Annotated in this window: 13 protein-coding genes; 1 reads left to right on the forward strand and 12 read right to left on the reverse strand. The window is 41.5% G+C overall.

The window, feature by feature from the left end:
* Positions 1 to 223: 223 nt before the first annotated feature.
* The 9 genes from sucD to sdhC all read right to left on the reverse strand — a co-directional run bounded on the left by sucD (position 224) and on the right by sdhC (position 12214).
* A complete protein-coding gene (gene sucD / locus FTU38_RS11035; protein ID WP_180111183.1) occupies positions 224 to 1114 on the reverse strand; it encodes a succinate--CoA ligase subunit alpha in 891 nt (296 codons plus the stop codon).
* A 13-nt stretch (positions 1115 to 1127) separates the two neighbouring features.
* Positions 1128 to 2294 (reverse strand): ADP-forming succinate--CoA ligase subunit beta, encoded by a 1167-nt coding sequence (gene sucC / locus FTU38_RS11040; protein ID WP_078192988.1) that lies wholly within the window; start codon positions 2292 to 2294, stop codon positions 1128 to 1130.
* Between the two features lie 180 nt (positions 2295 to 2474).
* On the reverse strand, positions 2475 to 3905 hold the full coding sequence (lpdA, locus tag FTU38_RS11045; RefSeq protein ID WP_180111184.1) for a dihydrolipoyl dehydrogenase: 1431 nt from the start codon (positions 3903 to 3905) through the stop codon (positions 2475 to 2477).
* Positions 3906 to 3965: 60 nt separating this feature from the next.
* On the reverse strand, positions 3966 to 5183 hold the full coding sequence (gene odhB, locus FTU38_RS11050; RefSeq protein ID WP_180111185.1) for a 2-oxoglutarate dehydrogenase complex dihydrolipoyllysine-residue succinyltransferase: 1218 nt from the start codon (positions 5181 to 5183) through the stop codon (positions 3966 to 3968).
* Between the two features lie 16 nt (positions 5184 to 5199).
* Entirely contained in the window at positions 5200 to 8022 is a 2823-nt protein-coding gene (locus tag FTU38_RS11055) for a 2-oxoglutarate dehydrogenase E1 component (RefSeq protein WP_180111217.1), read from the reverse strand.
* Between the two features lie 795 nt (positions 8023 to 8817).
* On the reverse strand, positions 8818 to 9525 hold the full coding sequence (locus tag FTU38_RS11060; RefSeq protein WP_078189905.1) for a succinate dehydrogenase iron-sulfur subunit: 708 nt from the start codon (positions 9523 to 9525) through the stop codon (positions 8818 to 8820).
* A 14-nt stretch (positions 9526 to 9539) separates the two neighbouring features.
* A complete protein-coding gene (gene sdhA, locus FTU38_RS11065; RefSeq protein WP_180007470.1) occupies positions 9540 to 11438 on the reverse strand; it encodes a succinate dehydrogenase flavoprotein subunit in 1899 nt (632 codons plus the stop codon).
* 12 nt (positions 11439 to 11450) lie between these two features.
* Positions 11451 to 11816, reverse strand: a complete 366-nt coding sequence (gene sdhD / locus FTU38_RS11070) for a succinate dehydrogenase, hydrophobic membrane anchor protein (RefSeq protein WP_078189907.1) — start codon at positions 11814 to 11816, stop codon at positions 11451 to 11453.
* Positions 11816 to 12214, reverse strand: a complete 399-nt coding sequence (gene sdhC / locus FTU38_RS11075; protein WP_078192993.1) for a succinate dehydrogenase, cytochrome b556 subunit — start codon at positions 12212 to 12214, stop codon at positions 11816 to 11818. Before sdhC ends, sdhD begins: the two co-directional genes overlap by 1 nt.
* A 1027-nt stretch (positions 12215 to 13241) precedes the next feature.
* Here sdhC and gltA point away from each other — a divergent pair.
* A complete protein-coding gene (gltA, locus tag FTU38_RS11080) occupies positions 13242 to 14519 on the forward strand; it encodes a citrate synthase (protein WP_078189909.1) in 1278 nt (425 codons plus the stop codon).
* A 334-nt stretch (positions 14520 to 14853) separates the two neighbouring features.
* Here gltA and FTU38_RS11085 read toward each other — a convergent pair whose 3' ends face one another.
* The 3 genes from FTU38_RS11085 to FTU38_RS11095 are packed head-to-tail and all read right to left on the reverse strand — an operon-like array spanning position 14854 to position 18326.
* The gene (locus FTU38_RS11085; RefSeq protein WP_373684003.1) at positions 14854 to 16494 is read right to left on the reverse strand and encodes a flavin-containing monooxygenase; all 1641 of its coding nucleotides are present in this window, start codon (positions 16492 to 16494) and stop codon (positions 14854 to 14856) included.
* Positions 16491 to 17357, reverse strand: a complete 867-nt coding sequence (locus tag FTU38_RS11090) for an SDR family NAD(P)-dependent oxidoreductase (RefSeq protein ID WP_180111186.1) — start codon at positions 17355 to 17357, stop codon at positions 16491 to 16493. The genes FTU38_RS11085 and FTU38_RS11090 overlap by 4 nt, the downstream gene beginning before the upstream one ends.
* 12 nt (positions 17358 to 17369) lie before the next feature.
* Positions 17370 to 18326, reverse strand: coding sequence for a metal-dependent hydrolase (locus tag FTU38_RS11095; protein WP_180111188.1), 957 nt, complete (start codon positions 18324 to 18326; stop codon positions 17370 to 17372).
* Between the last annotated feature and the right edge of the window lie 113 nt (positions 18327 to 18439).

The following is an 18439-nucleotide window of genomic DNA, read 5'->3' on the forward strand; positions in this document are numbered from 1 at the left end:
TATTTGGATTGTCACTGCTTGCTCCAAAGTTAACATGTTGAGCAGTCCAAAATGACCGCTATATTAACCAAGGGGGTCAGTTTTTAAATGCCATTAGGGGGTCATTTTTACACTGCCGCTAACAATGCCCTTATGGCTTTTGCATAGCGGCTGAAATACGCTTTTTTTTTGCGTAAAAAAAAAGAGAATCCGAAGATTCTCTTTTGATGTTTAAGTATGGCGATTAAACCAAACCTTTGCCTTTCAGCACTTCAAACATCGTCGAGCCTAATTCAGCAGGACTACGGGTATAAGCCATACCAGCTTTTTCAAAGGCAGCGAATTTCTCTTCTGCTGTGCCTTTACCGCCCGAAATGATTGCCCCTGCATGTCCCATACGTTTGCCTTTAGGTGCAGTCACACCCGCGATATAACCGACAACAGGCTTTGTTACATTCGACTGAATATATTCAGCTGCTTCTTCTTCCGCTGTACCACCAATCTCACCAATCATGATGATCGCTTCAGTTTGAGGGTCATCTTGGAACAGCTTTAAGCAATCAATTTGGTTCATGCCCGGAATTGGATCTCCCCCAATACCGATACAAGTCGACTGACCTAGACCCAACTTCGTAGTTTGCGCTACAGCTTCATAGGTTAATGTCCCTGAACGCGAGATAATGCCGATTTTACCTGGCTGATGAATATGCCCCGGCATAATACCGATCTTACATTCACCTGGGGTAATAATCCCTGGACAGTTTGGCCCAATTAAGCGTGCGTTATTGCCATAGGTTTCTAGGTAACGTTTAGCTTTTAGCATATCGAGTGTCGGCACACCTTCAGTGATCACCACAATCAGCTCAACACCTGAATCAATCGATTCAATAATTGAATCTAGGACAAATGGTGCAGGTACATAAATCGAGGTTGCCGTTGCACCCGTTTCACGCACTGCTTCTTTCATGGTATTAAATACGGGCAGATTCAAATGTTGTGTGCCGCCTTTACCCGGAGTCACCCCACCGACCACTTTTGTGCCGTAAGCAATTGACTGTTCAGAATGGAATGTGCCGTTTTTACCGGTAAAACCTTGCACCAATACTTTGGTGTCTTTATTAACTAATACGCTCATGATCTCTACTCCCTTAGCCTTTTACCGCAGCAACAATTTTTTCTGCAGCATCAGCCAAGCCATTTGCAGAAATCAATTTCAAACCTGATTCATCAAGTAATTTTGCACCCAACTCTGCATTGTTCCCTTCTAGACGAACAACCACAGGTACAGTCACATTTACTTCTTGAACCGCTGCAATAATTGCTTCAGCAATCATGTCACAACGTACAATTCCGCCAAAAATATTAATTAATACACCCTGCACAGAACTATCCGCCAAAATGATTTTAAAGGCTTCAATTACGCGTTCTTTGGTCGCGCCACCGCCTACATCTAGGAAGTTTGCAGGTTGACCACCATATAGCTTGATGATGTCCATGGTTGCCATCGCTAGACCAGCACCATTCACCATACAGCCAATATTGCCTTCTAAGGCAACATAGTTCAGATCAAATTCTGATGCTTTCAGCTCACGCTCATTTTCTTGCGTTTTATCGCGTAGTGCTGCGATTTCTGGTAAGCGATATAAAGCATTTGAGTCGATACCAATTTTTGCATCCACACATAAAATCTCGCCATTTTCACGTACGGATAACGGGTTAATTTCAAATAAAGCAAAATCATTTTCAATGAATGCTTGATAAGCCGCAGACATGATTTTGACAAATTGATTCACTTGACCATCTTTTAGGTTTAAAGCAAACGCCACTTCACGTGCTTGGAATGGTAACAATCCAACTAGAGGATCTACTTCAACTTTAATAATTTTTTCAGGGGTTTCTTCTGCAACTTTCTCAATTTCAACCCCACCTTCAGTCGATGCCATAAAGGTCACACGACGGCTAGAACGGTCAACTACAGCACCTAGGTACAATTCACGCTCTACTGGATAAACATCTTCAGATACCAAAATACCGCTGACGGGTTGACCTAATGCATCTGTTTGATAAGTGACTAAGCGTGAGCCGACCATTTGGTTCACATAATCAGTGGCTTCTTGTGCAGATTTTACCACTTTAACGCCGCCTGCTTTACCACGACCACCTGCATGTACTTGGGCTTTGAGTACCGCAAACTTACCACCCAGTTGCTCAAAAGCTTTGACTGCTTCTTCTGCGGTAGTTACAAATACGCCTTCTTGAACTGGCATACCATATTTTTTTAATAACGCTTTAGCTTGATATTCGTGTAGATTCATTGAACAACCTTTTACTCTTTTTTCGCTTTGTTATGACCTATTAAAGCCCAGACATCCGTCAAAGCAGCTTTAACCTTTTTAAATCTTAAAATATTTCTTATCTTTATTTTTAGATGATTATTCAAATTAAAACAACCATCTGAAACAAAAAAGAGCGGCCTAAGCCGCTCTTTTTACATCTTATTTACGTTTACGCTGAATCGCATGAATCGCACGTCCATCGACTGCAAGCGCAGCTTCATGAACCACTTCAGAGAATGTCGGGTGACCGAAAGTCATTAACTGAAGATCTTCAACTGAAGACACAAACTCAAGCGCGATCATGCCTTGGTGTACGATATCAGACGCAGCAGGTCCAATCACATGCATACCCAATAGACGATCCGTTTTTGCGTCAGCAACAAACTTCACAAAACCAGCACCTTCACCCGCAGCCAAAGCACGACCATTGACAGCAAAACCGAATTGGCCAGTTTTTACTTCGTGACCTTTTTCTACAGCCTGCTGTTCTGTTAAACCAACCCACGCCGCTTCTGGGTGTGTGTAGATCACAGAAATAATGGTGTCATAATTTACTTGTGCAGCATGTCCGTGAATACGCTCAACAGCCATCACGCCTTCTTCCATGGCTTTATGCGCAAGCATTGGACCACGTACCAAATCACCAATTGCGTATACACCTTCAACTGAAGTTGCACACCAGTCATTTACTTCAACCAGACCACGTTCAGTCAGCTTGATACCTGAATCTTCAGCCAGTAGACCTTCAGCATAGGCACGGCGACCCACACAAACGATCAACTTATCGAAAGTTTCAGTTTTATCTTCACCAGCTTGGGTATATTTAACTGTCACTTCACGACCGTTAATTTCAGTGCCAGAAACTTTCGCACCGATACGGATATCCATACCTTGTTTAGTCAGGATTTTTTGGTATTCTTTAGACAATGCTTTATCAGCCATTGGCAAGAATGCGTCCATTGCTTCAAATACAACAACTTCCGCACCAAGACGACGCCATACTGAACCTAGCTCAAGACCGATTACACCCGCACCAATCACACCTAAACGCTTAGGCACTTCAGTGAATTCAAGTGCGCCAGTAGAATCAACGATTAAGTCTTGATCTACAGGAGCTGAAGCAATGTTAATTGGTACAGAACCTGTCGCAAGAATCACGTATTTAGGCTCTAAAACTTGAACTTCACCTTCAAATGGTGTGAATTCAACTTTTTTACCTGCAAGTAATTTACCCGTACCTTGTAACCATTCAATCCCGTTGCCTTTAAGCAACTGGGCAACACCACCAGTCAACTGATCTACAACTTTGTCTTTACGACTCATCATTTTAGAAAGATCAAATTTAACTTCACCGGTCGTAATACCATGATCATCTAAATGCTGAACGGTATCTTCATAGCGATGTGAAGAATCAAGCAATGCTTTAGACGGGATACAACCCACGTTTAAGCAAGTACCACCCAAAGCTGGCTTGCCTTTATGAATACGTTTTTCGATACACGCAACTTTGTAACCAAGTTGAGCTGCACGAATTGCTGCTTCGTAGCCGCCCGGGCCACCACCAATTACGACTAAATCGAATTGAGACATGTTCATCTCCAAAAATGGGCCTAGAGTTTTGCCCTAAGCCCATAAATATATTCTTAAAAATTAAAGATCAAGGATAAGACGTGCTGGCTCTTCTAACAATTCTTTGATTGTTACAAGGAAACCAACTGCTTCTTTACCATCGATTAAACGGTGGTCATAAGACAATGCAAGATACATCATCGGCAAGATTTCTACTTGACCATTTACAGCCATCGGACGTTCCTGGATTTTATGCATACCCAGAATCGCAGTTTGTGGCGTATTTAGAATTGGTGTAGAAAGCAATGAACCAAAAGTACCACCATTGGTGATCGTGAATGTACCACCAGTCATGTCTTCGATGCCCAGCTTACCGTCACGTGCCTTCGCAGCATATGCACGAATGCCGTTTTCAACTTCAGCATAGTTCATGCGGTCAGTATCACGAAGAACTGGAACTACTAGACCACGGTCGCTTGATACAGCAACACCGATGTCGTAGAAACCGTGGTAAACGATGTCATTGCCATCAATTGAAGCGTTTACCGCTGGATAGCGTTTAAGTGCTTCAGTTGCTGCTTTAACGAAGAATGACATGAAGCCAAGACGTGCACCATGACGCTTTTCAAAAGCATCTTTGTATTGCGCACGCATTTCCATGATTGGTTTCATGTTTACTTCGTTGAACGTAGTCAACATTGCAGTTTCTTGAGTTGCAGCAAGTAAACGTTCAGCAACACGCTTACGAAGACGAGTCATAGGAACACGTTTTTCGATACGTTCACCAACAGCAACGCTTAATGGCGCAGCAGCAGGAGCAGCTGGTTTAGCTTGATGGTTTGCAACATCTTCTTTAGTGATGCGACCGCCACGGCCAGTGCCAGCAACGTCAGCAGCAGCAATGCCAGACTCAGTCAATGCTTTACGCACTGCAGGAGCTTGATCAGCAACAGGTTGAGCACGTTCAACAACAGGAGCAGCGCCCGCTTGAGTTTGCGCAGCAGCTTGTTCTACTTTCTCTTCTGATTGAACAGCTTGAGTTTGAGCAGCGCCAGAAGCAGCACCTTCTTCAAAAGTCGCAATCACTTCAGCAGAAAGAACTGTATCGCCTTCGTTTTTAACGATTGCAGAAATCGTACCGTCAGCAGGAGCTACAACTTCTAAAACAACTTTATCTGTTTCAATATCACAAATCACTTCGTCACGTGATACTGCTTCACCTGGTTGTTTGTGCCAAGTTGCAACTGTACCGTCAGCAACTGACTCTGGGAATACCGGTGCTTTAATTTCGGTTGCCATTATTAAGAATCTCCTGTTATTCAGCTACGATAGCTAAAGCATCATTTACGAGCTGAGCTTGTTGTTTTGCGTGCAAATATGGTGAACCACAAGCCGGTGCAGCAGAAGCTTCACGACCTGCATAACTAATACGAACTTGTTTGCCCGCTTTCATCACGTCGTCATAAAGACGCGGAGCGATGAATAACCATGCACCTTGGTTCTTCGGTTCTTCTTGAGCCCAAACCAATTCTTTAACGTTTGGATATTGTGCCAGAACTTCAGCAAGACGTGCTTCTGGATACGGATACAATTGTTCAATACGAACGATTGCTGTGTTGTTCAATTCTTTTTCACGACGTTTTTCAAGTAAGTCGTAGTAAACCTTACCACCACAAAGCACTAGACGAGTTACGTCTGACTTGTTGATATTGTCGATTTCATCGATCACAGTTTGGAATGTACCATTTGCAAGTTCTTCTAATGTAGACGTTGCGAGTTTGTGACGAAGAAGAGACTTCGGTGAAGTGACGATCATTGGTTTACGGATTGGACGAAGTGCTTGACGACGCATCGCATGATAAATCTGCGCTGGTGTAGTCGGTGTGATCACTTGCATGTTTTCTTCAGCACATAGCTGTAAGAAACGCTCTAAACGAGCTGATGAATGCTCAGGACCTTGACCTTCAAAGCCATGTGGAAGAAGCATAGTCAGACCGCATACGCGTTCCCACTTAGTTTCGCCAGACGCGATAAACTGATCGATTACAACCTGTGCACAGTTTGCGAAGTCACCAAATTGCGCTTCCCAAATGACAAGGCTCTTCGGAAGAGTCGTTGCATAACCGTATTCGAATGCAAGAACCGCCATTTCTGACAATAATGAGTCATAAATAGCTGTACGTGGTTGGTTTTCTTTCAAGTTACATAATGGAATGTAAGTTGAACCATCTACTTGGTTATGAAGTTTTGCATGACGGTGTGAGAATGTACCACGACCTACGTCTTCACCTGTTAAACGAACAAGGAAACCTTCATCTAGAAGAGACGCGTAAGCTAATGTTTCAGCAGCACCCCAGTTCAATGGCATTTCACCAGTCTGCATTTTCAGACGGTCATCAATCACTTTAGCAACCTGACGTTGCATCACGAAGCCTTCTGGAAGCTCGCGCATTTTCGCACCAAGCTCTTTTAGACGTTCGATTGGGAAAGTGGTATCCCATTTGTCTGTGTATTCGTGGCCTAGGTAAGGTTTCCAGTCCACAAACATTTTTGTATTTGGCTCAAGTACCAACGCATTTGCAACGTGTTTACCTGCTTCAAGGTCAGAACGATACTGTTCAACCATTGCATCAGCAGAAGCACGATCAAGAACACCTTCTTGTACAAGCTTGTCAGCATAAAGCGTACGTGTAGTCGCTTTTTTATTGATGATTTGATACATCATTGGCTGAGTTGCAGCTGGCTCGTCGGCTTCGTTATGACCACGACGACGGTAGCAGAACATATCGATTACAACGTCTTTACGGAATGTATGACGGAAATCGTGTGCCAATTGAGAAACAAATAATACAGATTCAGGATCATCACCGTTCACATGGAAGATCGGTGCTTGGATCATTTTCGCGATGTCAGTACAGTATTCTGTAGAACGCGCATCACGTGGGTCAGACGTTGTGAAACCAACTTGGTTGTTCACGACGATATGAACTGTACCACCCACGGTATAACCGCGAGTTTGTGACATTTGGAAAGTTTCTTGGTTTACACCTTGACCTGCAAATGCAGCATCACCGTGAACGATGATTGGTAATACATCATCACCACCGATATCTTTACGACGTACTTGACGTGCGCGTACAGAACCTTCAACTACAGGTCCAACAATTTCTAAGTGTGATGGGTTAAACGCTAATGCCAAGTGAACTTCGCCACCCGGAGTCATTACGTTTGAAGAGAAACCTTGGTGGTATTTAACGTCACCAGAGCCTTTTTTATGAAGTGATTTACCTTCGAACTCACCAAATAGATCAGCTGGGTTTTTACCCATGATGTTTACAAGAAGGTTTAAACGGCCACGGTGAGGCATACCGATAACCACTTCTTTACAGCCTACTGAACCTGCGCGTTGAATAAGTTCATTCACCATAGGAATGAAAGATTCACCACCTTCAACACCGAAACGTTTCGCACCAACGAATTTGTTACCAAGGTATTTTTCTAGGCCTTCAGCTGCAGTTAGACGTTCAAGGATGTGTTTTTTCTGGTCTGCACTGTAGCCAAATTGACCACGAGTACCTTCAAGGCGTTGTTGAATCCAACGTTTTTCTTTTGTATCAACAATGTGCATGTATTCAACACCAATTGAAGCAGTATAAGTTGCTTCCATTGCTTGAACCATTTCACCAAGTGTTGCTTCAGACTTACCGATTGCAAGGTTACCTGTATTAAACACAGTATCTAAGTCAGACTGAGTTAAACCATGCGCAGCAAGATCTAGATCAGGCACGATTTCACGTTTTGCAAGACCAAGTGGATCTAATTTTGCGTTTTGATGACCACGGTTACGGTATGCAGCGATCAACTGTAATACACCGATTTGACGGCGTTCATGCTCAGAACTTACTGCACTTTGCACTACTGGCTGAACACGGCTTGAATTACGGCCTAATAATAGGAATTGCTCACGTACATTGCTGTGTGGTTGATCACCTTTCGGGAATTTATCGAAGTATTCACGCCAATCAGCCTCTACTGAGTCTGGAGCCGTTAGATACTGCTCATAAAGTTCTTCAATATACGCTGCACTGTCAGCGCTAAGTTCAGTGTCAAGACGCAGTGCGTCAGCAACTTCTTGCATTTGTGGACCCATTTCCTATTGCAAAACATTTCAGGATGCTTTTTAAGCGAACCCATGATTAGTAATGTCAAATTGGTAATATGACATTAGTCCCCATTAGGCTTAAGCCTTGAGGCGTTATCACTACATTAGGATTACCCAATGTGATTAATGAACAATAACGCCCTCAGCGGCATCATTACTCATTGAGAAATACCCGACATAAATCGGGCAATTTTTGCAAATCATCTTAGAAAAAATAAATTTTTCGCAATTATCTTTTCTAAAGCGACTTTATTAACATTTATATACCTTCTACAGCGCTTAAATTGTAGAAAAAATGTACCCAATTCAAAGTCATTTTTTACATATAGTGATACTTTAGATGCTAACACGTTCGAGCATTTTCAATTGATTTTTTTGACACATACCTCTCATAAATTAGCGAAATACACTGTTTGTATTTTCATCTATGATATGGTGCTACATATAAAATGATCTTTCAATTAAGACAAAAGTCTACGTTCGATTTTTACCTCATCTCATATACAAAAACAAAAGAGAGCTGACATTCCTATCCTCTCTCTTTTTACTACGTTACATAATAACATCTTCTAATCCTTTTGACAGACTTGAACGAGCGTTTCATCAATAAATAACCATTTATCTATCACTTTATACTTTTAATTCACTACGTTTCTATGAAATCCATTTATAGCACTCTGCAATGACAGCGAATAACTTTCACTACCATCATTTTTATATATGACAAAAAAAGCGCACCCAATGGTGCGCTTCTTTTTACTGCTAAATCTATTAACCAAGATCTAAAAGCATATTACGGATGTGACCGATTGCTTTAGTTGGGTTAAGACCCTTAGGACATACAGATACACAGTTCATGATACCTTTACAACGGAACAATGAGAATGGGTCGTCAAGACGAGCCAAACGCTCTTGAGTTGCTGTATCACGAGAGTCAATGATGAAGCGATATGCGTTCAACAATGCTGAAGGACCCAAGAACTTGTCTGGGTTCCACCAGAATGATGGACATGAAGTTGAACAACATGCACAAAGAATACATTCGTACAAACCATCTAAATGTTCACGCTCTTCAGGAGACTGCAAACGCTCTTTAGGAGGCGCAGGCTGATTGTTGATTAGGAACGGATGGATTTTATTGTACTGATCGTAGAACTGATTCATATCTACAACCAAGTCTTTAATAACTGGAAGACCTGGAAGTGGACGAATTGTAATCACTTCTGGTAAGTCGTTTAGGTTCCAAAGACACGCTAAACCATTTTTACCATTGATGTTTACACCATCAGAACCACAAATACCTTCACGACATGAACGACGGAATGTTAATGATTCGTCTTGTACTTTTAATGCTAGAAGCGCATCAAGCAACATACGGTGCTTGTCAGTCAACTCTAATTTAAAAGTTTGCATGTACGGAGCTGCATCCTTATCAGGATCGTAGCGGTAGATATTAAATGTACGAGTACCTCTACTCATCTTACTTCTCCCAATTAGAATGTACGTGGTTTAGGCGGAATAGCATCTACAGATAAAGGCTTGTAACGTACTGGTTTGTACTCAAGACGGTTATCTACAGAGAACCATAAAGTGTGTTTCATCCACTCATCATCACGACGACCGTATGGGTAGTCAGCATGATCAGGTGGTAATTCAAAATCTACCACTGTATGCGCACCACGACATTCTTTACGTGCAGCCGCAGAAATCAGTGTCGCTTTCGCAACTTCATACAGGTTTTCAACTTCTAGAGCTTCAACACGCGCTGTGTTAAATACTTTAGATTTGTCTTTCAAGTGAATGTTACGTACACGTGGTTCGATCGCAAGAATCTGTTTCACACCCTCTTCAAGTAGTGCAGATGTACGGAATACACCAGCGTGGTCTTGAACGATGTCACGGATTGCATCTGCAACTTCTTGAGCATTTTCACCAGAAGTAGATTCATCAAGATGACGAACACGATTCAAAGTTTTTTCAAGAACAGTTGTAGGAAGCGGTGCATATTCATCACCGTGGTGTTTAGTTACATAGTCAACAATATGTTCACCAGCAGCTTTACCAAATACAACCAAGTCAAGCAATGAGTTTGTACCTAGACGGTTAGCACCGTGTACAGATACACATGAACATTCACCAATTGCATAGAAACCTTTCACTGGTTTAGTGAAATCACGGTCACCCGCATTGTGTGAGTACACACCAGTTTCTTTATTGTAGTTCGCAACCAAAGCTTCAGTTTCACGAGATACAGGAACAACCACTTGACCATGAATATTTGTAGGAATACCACCCATTTGGTAATGGATTGTAGGTACTACAGGAATTGGCTCTTTAGTGATGTCAACGTTCGCGAATTTCTTACCAATCTCAAATACAGATGGAAGACGTTTCATGATTGTTTCAGCACCAAGATGCGTCATATCAAGCAAGATGTAGTCTTTCTTAGGACCACAGCCACGACCTTCTTTAATTTCTTGGTCCATTGAACGTGATACGAAGTCACGAGGTGCCAAGTCTTTAAGTGTCGGAGCATAACGTTCCATGAACGGCTCACCAGCATCGTTACGAAGGATCGCACCTTCACCACGACAACCTTCTGTCAACAATACGCCTGCGCCCGCAACACCTGTTGGGTGGAATTGCCAGAATTCCATATCTTGCAATGGAATACCTGCACGAGCTGCCATACCAAGACCGTCACCAGTATTGATATAAGCGTTAGTAGATGCACGGTAAACACGACCAGCACCACCAGTAGCGAACAATGTTGCTTTACCTTGGAATACTGCAATTTTACCTGTTTCTTGGTCAATTGCTGTCACACCAAGCACATCACCCTCTTCATTACGAATCAAATCAAGTGCGATCCATTCAACGAAGAATTGAGTACCCATTTTCACGTTGCTTTGATAAAGCGTGTGAAGAAGTGCGTGACCTGTACGATCGGCAGCAGCACATGCACGTGGAACTGGTTTTTCACCATAGTTCGCAGCATGACCACCAAACGGACGTTGGTAAATTGTACCGTCAGCATTACGGTCAAATGGCATACCTAGGTGTTCAAGTTCATATACAACTTGAGGCGCTTCACGAGTCATGAACTCAATTGCGTCTTGGTCACCTAACCAGTCAGAACCTTTAACTGTGTCGTAGAAGTGGTAGTGCCAGTTATCTTCTTGCATATTACCAAGAGATGCACCAATACCACCCTGCGCTGCAACAGTGTGTGAACGAGTTGGGAATACTTTAGTCAGTACAGCAACTTTCAAACCAGCTTGAGCAAGTTGGTAAGAAGCACGCATACCTGAACCACCACCACCAACGATGACTGCATCGAAAGTTTGGTGTGGAATATTTGTGTAATCTTCTTTAGGGGTTATAGCGCCCATGATATTTTCCTATCAATTTGCCCAAAAAATCTGGATCGCCCAGATCGCGTATGCAAATACTGCAACAATCACTGCAGAAGTCAGCACTAAACGCAGACCGTTTGCTGAAGGACCCATTTGACGAGTAGTCACATAGTCAGTGAATACTTGCCACATACCAATCCAAGCATGCGCAACAAGAGATAAGACAGACAATAAAGATAAAATCTTCATTGGTGTTGTCATCATAAAGCCATACCATTGCTCAAAAGTGAATCCGCTATTGCAAAGGATCCAGCCCAGCACAACAATAGTATAAACAGCCAATACAACGGCACTTACACGTTGGATAAACCAATCGCGCGAACCTGATCCTGTTAAACCTGTAGCACTTTTCATTAGAGAACAATCCATACAAATGCTGCAACAATACCGATTGCAGACAAGATCAATGAAATAGTAGCTGCGATACGACCACTTTGAAGTTCTTCAGCAACGCCAAGATCTGCAAATAGATGCTTGATACCACCGATAAGGTGATAAATTAAGCCGGCTACAAATACCCATACGACAAAACGCACAATAAAGCTGTCAAATACAGCCTGAACTTGCGCAAAACCTTCAGGTGAAGATAAAGATTTGTCTAAAATCCAAAGAAGGACCGGTACGAGTAAAAATACGATAACACCTGATAGACGGTGTAAAATTGATGCAATAGCCACAGGGGATTTTAAGTTTACGTCTAAAACTTGACCCATGGACAAATTGACAGGTCTGTTGCTTTTCACAGCGGGCATCCTGTAAGTAAAAACTCCATCCGGAGTTTGTTGGAATTAATTCGTAGGAAAGCTAGCATAGTCAGACATTACAATATAATAAACTCTGCAGCTGTCTGATCTTATAAACGACAGGGAATTATAAAACGTGAACTTTCAAAACACAAACGAAGACAATTAGGAATTTTGCAAAATATCCTTAAATAAGAATCATTAACAATAACTTTTCTAAAAACAAATACCTTATTTATCTAAGAAAATCATACTATGTTGTTGGTTTTAATCAGTTAAATGTAAATTTCACTTATTGTTTTTGTGTGTATATGGCGATTTAAACTTTTAGACTAAAGATGAACAAATCTAAATCTTTCTTTTCCCACTACATTTTAAAATCTTCCAGCACATTCGCCAAGCCATAATCATAAAAATAAATGTGCATCATTTTCTCAAATAATAAAATTCAAAGATCATGAAACGAAATAAGTACTTAGTCTGTGCATAAAAATCTTAGCAACAGCAAATCTGTTTAATAAAACGCCATTTTTTACCTTTCCAATGACAAAAATGCTCATTTATTGATCCTTTAAAGGCGTTTAATTAACTATTTTTTAACCAAACGAACTTTTTTTTAAGTACGATTAAGTCGTTTTAATTATGAATAAGAAAAAAGCAATTTAGAGCCACAGATGTATGTAAGTTACGAAAATTATAATAATTTAATGAAATAGCGGTCTTGTAATTCATATTTGTTTCAGAGTTTTTAAGAATTAAAAATTGCTTACAATTAAGGCAATAGGCTTTTTTTAATCTGCACCTCCCCTGCAAATTGACTTATTATACTGCGTCGGCACTGTGATTTTACTCATTTTTTAAGCGTATGAATTGTGCTTCATTTCAAGGAATGATCCTCAATTTATATCCATAAGTATAATTGACAAAATTTCAGTTCCCTCTAATCTTAGAGCAAATTTTTGATCTGTCTGATTCTCGCATTAAAAGATTAGTACTGAGTCAGATAAAACATTCACCAGGACAGGAGATCTATTGAATGTCTGAAGCAACTGGCAAAAAAGCCGTTTTACAGCTTGATGGCAAAGAAATTGACTTACCAATTTACAGTGGCACTCTAGGCCCAGATGTAATTGACGTTAAAGATGTGTTGGCCGCAGGTCACTTTACTTTTGATCCTGGTTTTGTCTCAACGGCTGCTTGTGAATCTAAAATCACTTTCATTGACGGCGGTAAAGGTGTTCTTCTACACCGTGGCTACCCAATCGACCAGCTTGCTACTAAAGCAGACTACTTAGAAACTTGCTACCTTCTTTTGAACGGCGAGCTTCCTACTGCTGAACAAAAACAAGAATTCGATGCTAAAGTTCGTAACCACACTATGGTTCACGATCAAGTTGGCCGTTTCTTCAATGGTTTCCGTCGTGACGCTCACCCTATGGCGATCATGTGTGGTGTTGTTGGTGCGCTTTCTGCGTTCTATCACAACGGTTTCGATGTTGAAAACATTGACCACCGCGAAATCACTGCTATTCGCTTAATCGCTAAAGTTCCTACTTTAGCTGCTTGGACTTACAAATACACAGTAGGCCAACCATTCGTTTACCCACGTAACGACTTAAGCTACGCAGAAAACTTCTTGTACATGATGTTTGCTACTCCTGCAGACCGTGATTACAAAGTTGACCCTATTCTTGCTAAAGCAATGGACCGTATCTTCACGCTTCATGCTGACCACGAACAAAACGCGTCTACTTCTACAGTACGTCTTGCTGGTTCTACTGGCGCTAACCCATACGCATGTATCGCTGCGGGTATCGCGGCTCTATGGGGACCTGCTCACGGCGGCGCGAACGAAGCTGTTCTTAAGATGCTTGACGAAATCGGCACTGTAGAAAACGTTGCTCCGTTCATGGAAAAAGTGAAAACTAAAGAAGTTAAACTTATGGGCTTCGGTCACCGAGTTTACAAAAACTTCGATCCACGTGCGAAAGTAATGAAAGAAACTTGTGACGAAGTCTTAACTGCACTTGGTATCAACGATCCACAACTTGCTTTGGCTATGGAACTTGAACGTATTGCGCTTTCTGACGAATACTTCATCAAACGTAACCTATACCCTAACGTAGACTTCTACTCAGGTATCATCCTTAAAGCGATTGGTATCCCAACAGAAATGTTTACCGTAATCTTCGCTCTTGCACGTACTGTTGGTTGGATCAGCCACTGGTTAGAAATGCATAGCGCACCTTACAAAATCGGTCGTCCTCGTCAGCTTTACACTGGCGAAACTCAACGCGATATCCAAGGTCGTTAATTCGAAAGAATTGTGCGAATCTAAAAACCGTCCCTTTGGGGCGGTTTTTTTATGCAACTAGAATAATTTTGCGCTATTGAACATACCCATCTGACTGAATTTTCCAACTCAATCATTAGATAAAACGATGCCTCACAAGCTATAAAGTATGGTGTATATTGCTGAGTGTATTTAAAATCGCCATTTTCTAGAGAATCTCACACTGTTTCATCAGATAGCGTCATAAAAAAAGCCTAATTCCACGTAGAAATTAGGCTGTAAACAAAAGGTTTAAATATTGATGATGCTTTATTTTGGCTTATTGAGTTAGGCAACTTTTAATAAACAATATTTTCTAAGCAACCGTCTCATAGTCTGCCAAGTCCATATGTTTAAGACGCAGCTTTAACTGTTTCAGTGACCACGGCCAAGCTGCAAAATTGCGCCCATTGGCATCTAAGTAATAACTCTTACAACCACCACTATTAAAGACCGTAGTCTGTAAATGCGTCTGTACTTTTGCATTGTGATAGGCCAATACATTTGGCTTAATTTCAAGCCGTTGTATCTTCTCTTGTTTCATTTTTACCAAAGCATCAACGATATACCCAACCTGTGCTTCTGCAATCCCAATAAATGAGTCATAAACCAAAATATTTGGCCCAAGCACCAAGAAGGCATTAGGTACTTGCGCGATACTGGTACCCAAAAACGCTTCAGGAGAACTGTTTTTCCAAAGTTCTGACAATAACTCCCCTTTGGCATTTTTTACACGTTGCCCAATCGGCGGATGAGAAACTTCAAAACCTGTGCCCCAAATAATGACATCGACTTCATGACGTTCACCATTCGCAGCAATAACAGTATTACCTTCTATTTCAACTAAACCATGTGGTACAAGTTCGACATTGGCTTGCTGCAAAGCAGGATAATAGTTATTGGCAAATAAAAGACGCTTACAACCAATAGAAAAGTTTGGTGTAACTTTTTCACGTAATTCAGCATCTTGAATTTGTGTTTTTAACAACTGACGACCCAAATAATTCACAGGCTCTAAAAGCGAAGGATTACGTAGTCCTAAATTAATACCATTTAATATACCGGCCACACTTTTGCGCCAAGTTTCTTGTACTGTTGGAAAGCGGGTAATGATGCCTTTCGCACGGTCATTCAGTGGCAAATCTGCTTTTGGCAATACCCATGGTGCGGTACGTTGAAACACCACCACATTTTTGGCAATAGGTTGAATCTGAGGAATAAACTGAATCGCAGATGCCCCCGTACCAATCACCGCAATACGTTTATCTTTTAAGTCATAGGCATGGTTCCATCGCGCAGAATGGAACATTTCACCTTCAAAGCTTTCAATACCTTTAATTTTTGGAATTTGAGGTTCAGTAATCGGCCCAGTTGAAAAAATTACCGTTCTCGCGGCATACTTACCTTTGCTCGTCTCCAATTGCCATTGCTTTAATTCCTCATTCCATTCCGCTGCAATCAATTCACAATTGAACTGAATGTTACGATAAAGCCCATGCTGCTCTGCCACATCCTCTAAGTAGTTCAGAATCTCAGGTTGCTTGGCAAATAAATGACTCCATTTATGACTCGGCGCAAATGAAAAAGAATACAACGCCGAAGGAACATCACATCCACAACCTGGATAGGTGTTGTCGCGCCATGTTCCTCCCACGCGATTGGCTTTTTCTAAAACCACATAATCGGTATAACCCCGTTCATTCATTTGATGAGCAGCAGCTAAACCTGATATCCCCGCACCAATCACAATGGTATCGTAGACACGCACTTGATTTTCTACGCTTGGTTTTTCTAGGCTAGGCTCTGACTCTGCTTGGTCTTGTACTGCTTTTTTAGCTTTGGCAGAAGACGATGCAGGACGACGAGCATTAGTTTGCGTTGTTGCCTTTTTAATTTGAGTTTTCTCTTGATCTAATGCTTTTACATCTTCGTCATGTAATTGTGTCGGCATGTTCATGCTTTTGCTCCCGACTTTTTAATATAGTTGTTAAATAAGGGATAACCCACCCCCAATAAGCGGGTATAGGTTTGCGGGGATAAACGCTTTAACCACCAAAATAATTTGGCATCAGGTTGTGGAATGGTATACAACTTCCCTGCATCTAAATTATTCAATGTCAAATTGACCACATCATGACTCGTCGTAAATGCATGATTCATCAGCAATTGATCAGCTAAGCCTGAATATCGATTGGGCAAGCGACCATTTTTCATAATATTGGTTGGCACCAAGGTTGGGCACAGCACATTCACACGGATATTTGCCGATCGCAGCTCAGCCGATAAAGTTTCAGACAATGCCAACACACTCGACTTCGTCACGTTATATGCTGTCATTTCTGGTGCAGCAGTATATGCCGCAGCAGAAGCAACATTAATAATCGCGCCGCCCTGCTTATTTTGTTTCAGCTTAGGTACAAAATAATGACAGCCATGCACTACACCCCACAAATTGACATGCATACACCACTGCCAGTCGTCTAAACTCAGCTCATCAAATTTACCACCCAGCCCGACGCCTGCATTGTTGATCACTAAGGTCACAGCATGTCCCATCAACTGCTCAGCTTGCTCTGACAGTGCTTTAACTTCTTCAGCCTTACCTACATCACACTGCACTGCATAAGCATTTGATGAGGTCATGGATTGAATTTGATCCACTGTTTCTTGCGCTGCATCTAAATGAATATCTGCACAGACCACTGTTCCGCCACGACGTGCCAACTCCAAAGCGAAACTTCGCCCAATACCACTGCCTGCACCGGTGACCACTGCATAGGCATTTTCACTTGGCTTGTTCTTTTTTCCAAATAGACCCATGGTTTTGTCCTTTTATCGTTTTAATGCTGGGGTAAATTCTTTGACAAAATATGGTGTCAACACTCCATCAACAGGGTTCAACAAACGCTTTTTGTAATATTCAAGAAATGCAGAAGTGTCATGATCATTCGGGTGAAAACTTGGTCGTAGATAGTCAAAAATATGCCCGAGGCTACTGCCATAAACACCATCTCTTAGACCAAAAATCAGCTGGAAACTGCGCGGAACATCTTTCCAGTAGCTTAGGCTAATCAGGTTCGAGGGTTTTCTGTAAAATGGTACAATCGAGGCACCAATTGAAATCAAACCCAAAATGGTAATTAATGCAGGGAAGAAACCAGCAATACGTAAAGCATAATTACCAGATAATTCTTGATATACATCATAGGCAATGTCTTTGTGTTCAGACTCTTCCAACATATGCCACATCCAAATGGCACGTTGCTTTTCATCAATTGATCTAAAGAAAATTTCCTCATGATTCATCATGTATTCGGCAAGCACTGCGGTGAAATGCTCAATTGCCGCCATTAAGGATAATTTCATTGGCTGCGGCATACGCTCAAAGCCATAAGCAAAGACGTAATGTTCTAACTTTCTGAAAAATTGCACAGGCAGATTTCTTGCGCGATACGCTTCATTCATTTCTTCATGCATACGTGAATGAATAGCCTCTTGCCCAATCAATGACGTGACACGTTGTCTTAATACAGGATCTTGAATAAAGTCACGATGAAAACGTGCTGTATCGATCACCAAATCTTCACCACGGGTTAAGAAAATAGATAAAGATGCAAAATAGGCACTGGCCAATTCTGCATTCATATAAAATTTTGGATCAATTTTTTCTGGTTCGAAATCAAATTTCATATGACGAATAGGAACAACGGCAGACTGTTTTGTTGGGTCAAAGACAGGGCCTGCAAATACGCGTGCTAACGTTTTTTTTATCGGTTGAAAAGCGCTCATGATTTTGCTCTCAATTTGGGTGTTTACCGTTCATTGACTTCATGTCGATTAAAGTAAAAACACATAGATTGAGGATCAAATTAAGTGAGATAGATCACTAGACCATTAGTAAA

It is taken from the genome of Acinetobacter sp. YH12098 (genome assembly GCF_013419235.1).
Taxonomy (GTDB): Bacteria; Pseudomonadota; Gammaproteobacteria; order Pseudomonadales; family Moraxellaceae; genus Acinetobacter; species Acinetobacter amyesii.

Excerpts from the sequence above, each read along its gene's own strand:
- FTU38_RS11095 (WP_180111188.1), bottom strand. The coding sequence starts at position 18,326 with ATGAGCGCTTTTCAACCGATAAAAAAAACGTTAGCACGCGTATTTGCA.
- FTU38_RS11055 (WP_180111217.1), bottom strand. The coding sequence starts at position 8,022 with ATGCAAGAAGTTGCTGACGCACTGCGTCTTGACACTGAACTTAGCGCT.
- lpdA (WP_180111184.1), bottom strand. The coding sequence starts at position 3,905 with ATGTCTCAATTCGATTTAGTCGTAATTGGTGGTGGCCCGGGCGGCTAC.
- gltA (WP_078189909.1), top strand. The coding sequence starts at position 13,242 with ATGTCTGAAGCAACTGGCAAAAAAGCCGTTTTACAGCTTGATGGCAAA.
- FTU38_RS11090 (WP_180111186.1), bottom strand. The coding sequence starts at position 17,357 with ATGGGTCTATTTGGAAAAAAGAACAAGCCAAGTGAAAATGCCTATGCA.
- odhB (WP_180111185.1), bottom strand. The coding sequence starts at position 5,183 with ATGGCAACCGAAATTAAAGCACCGGTATTCCCAGAGTCAGTTGCTGAC.
- sucD (WP_180111183.1), bottom strand. The coding sequence starts at position 1,114 with ATGAGCGTATTAGTTAATAAAGACACCAAAGTATTGGTGCAAGGTTTT.
- sucC (WP_078192988.1), bottom strand. The coding sequence starts at position 2,294 with ATGAATCTACACGAATATCAAGCTAAAGCGTTATTAAAAAAATATGGT.
- sdhC (WP_078192993.1), bottom strand. The coding sequence starts at position 12,214 with ATGCCCGCTGTGAAAAGCAACAGACCTGTCAATTTGTCCATGGGTCAA.
- FTU38_RS11085 (WP_373684003.1), bottom strand. The coding sequence starts at position 16,494 with ATGAACATGCCGACACAATTACATGACGAAGATGTAAAAGCATTAGAT.
- sdhD (WP_078189907.1), bottom strand. The coding sequence starts at position 11,816 with ATGAAAAGTGCTACAGGTTTAACAGGATCAGGTTCGCGCGATTGGTTT.
- FTU38_RS11060 (WP_078189905.1), bottom strand. The coding sequence starts at position 9,525 with ATGAGTAGAGGTACTCGTACATTTAATATCTACCGCTACGATCCTGAT.
- sdhA (WP_180007470.1), bottom strand. The coding sequence starts at position 11,438 with ATGGGCGCTATAACCCCTAAAGAAGATTACACAAATATTCCACACCAA.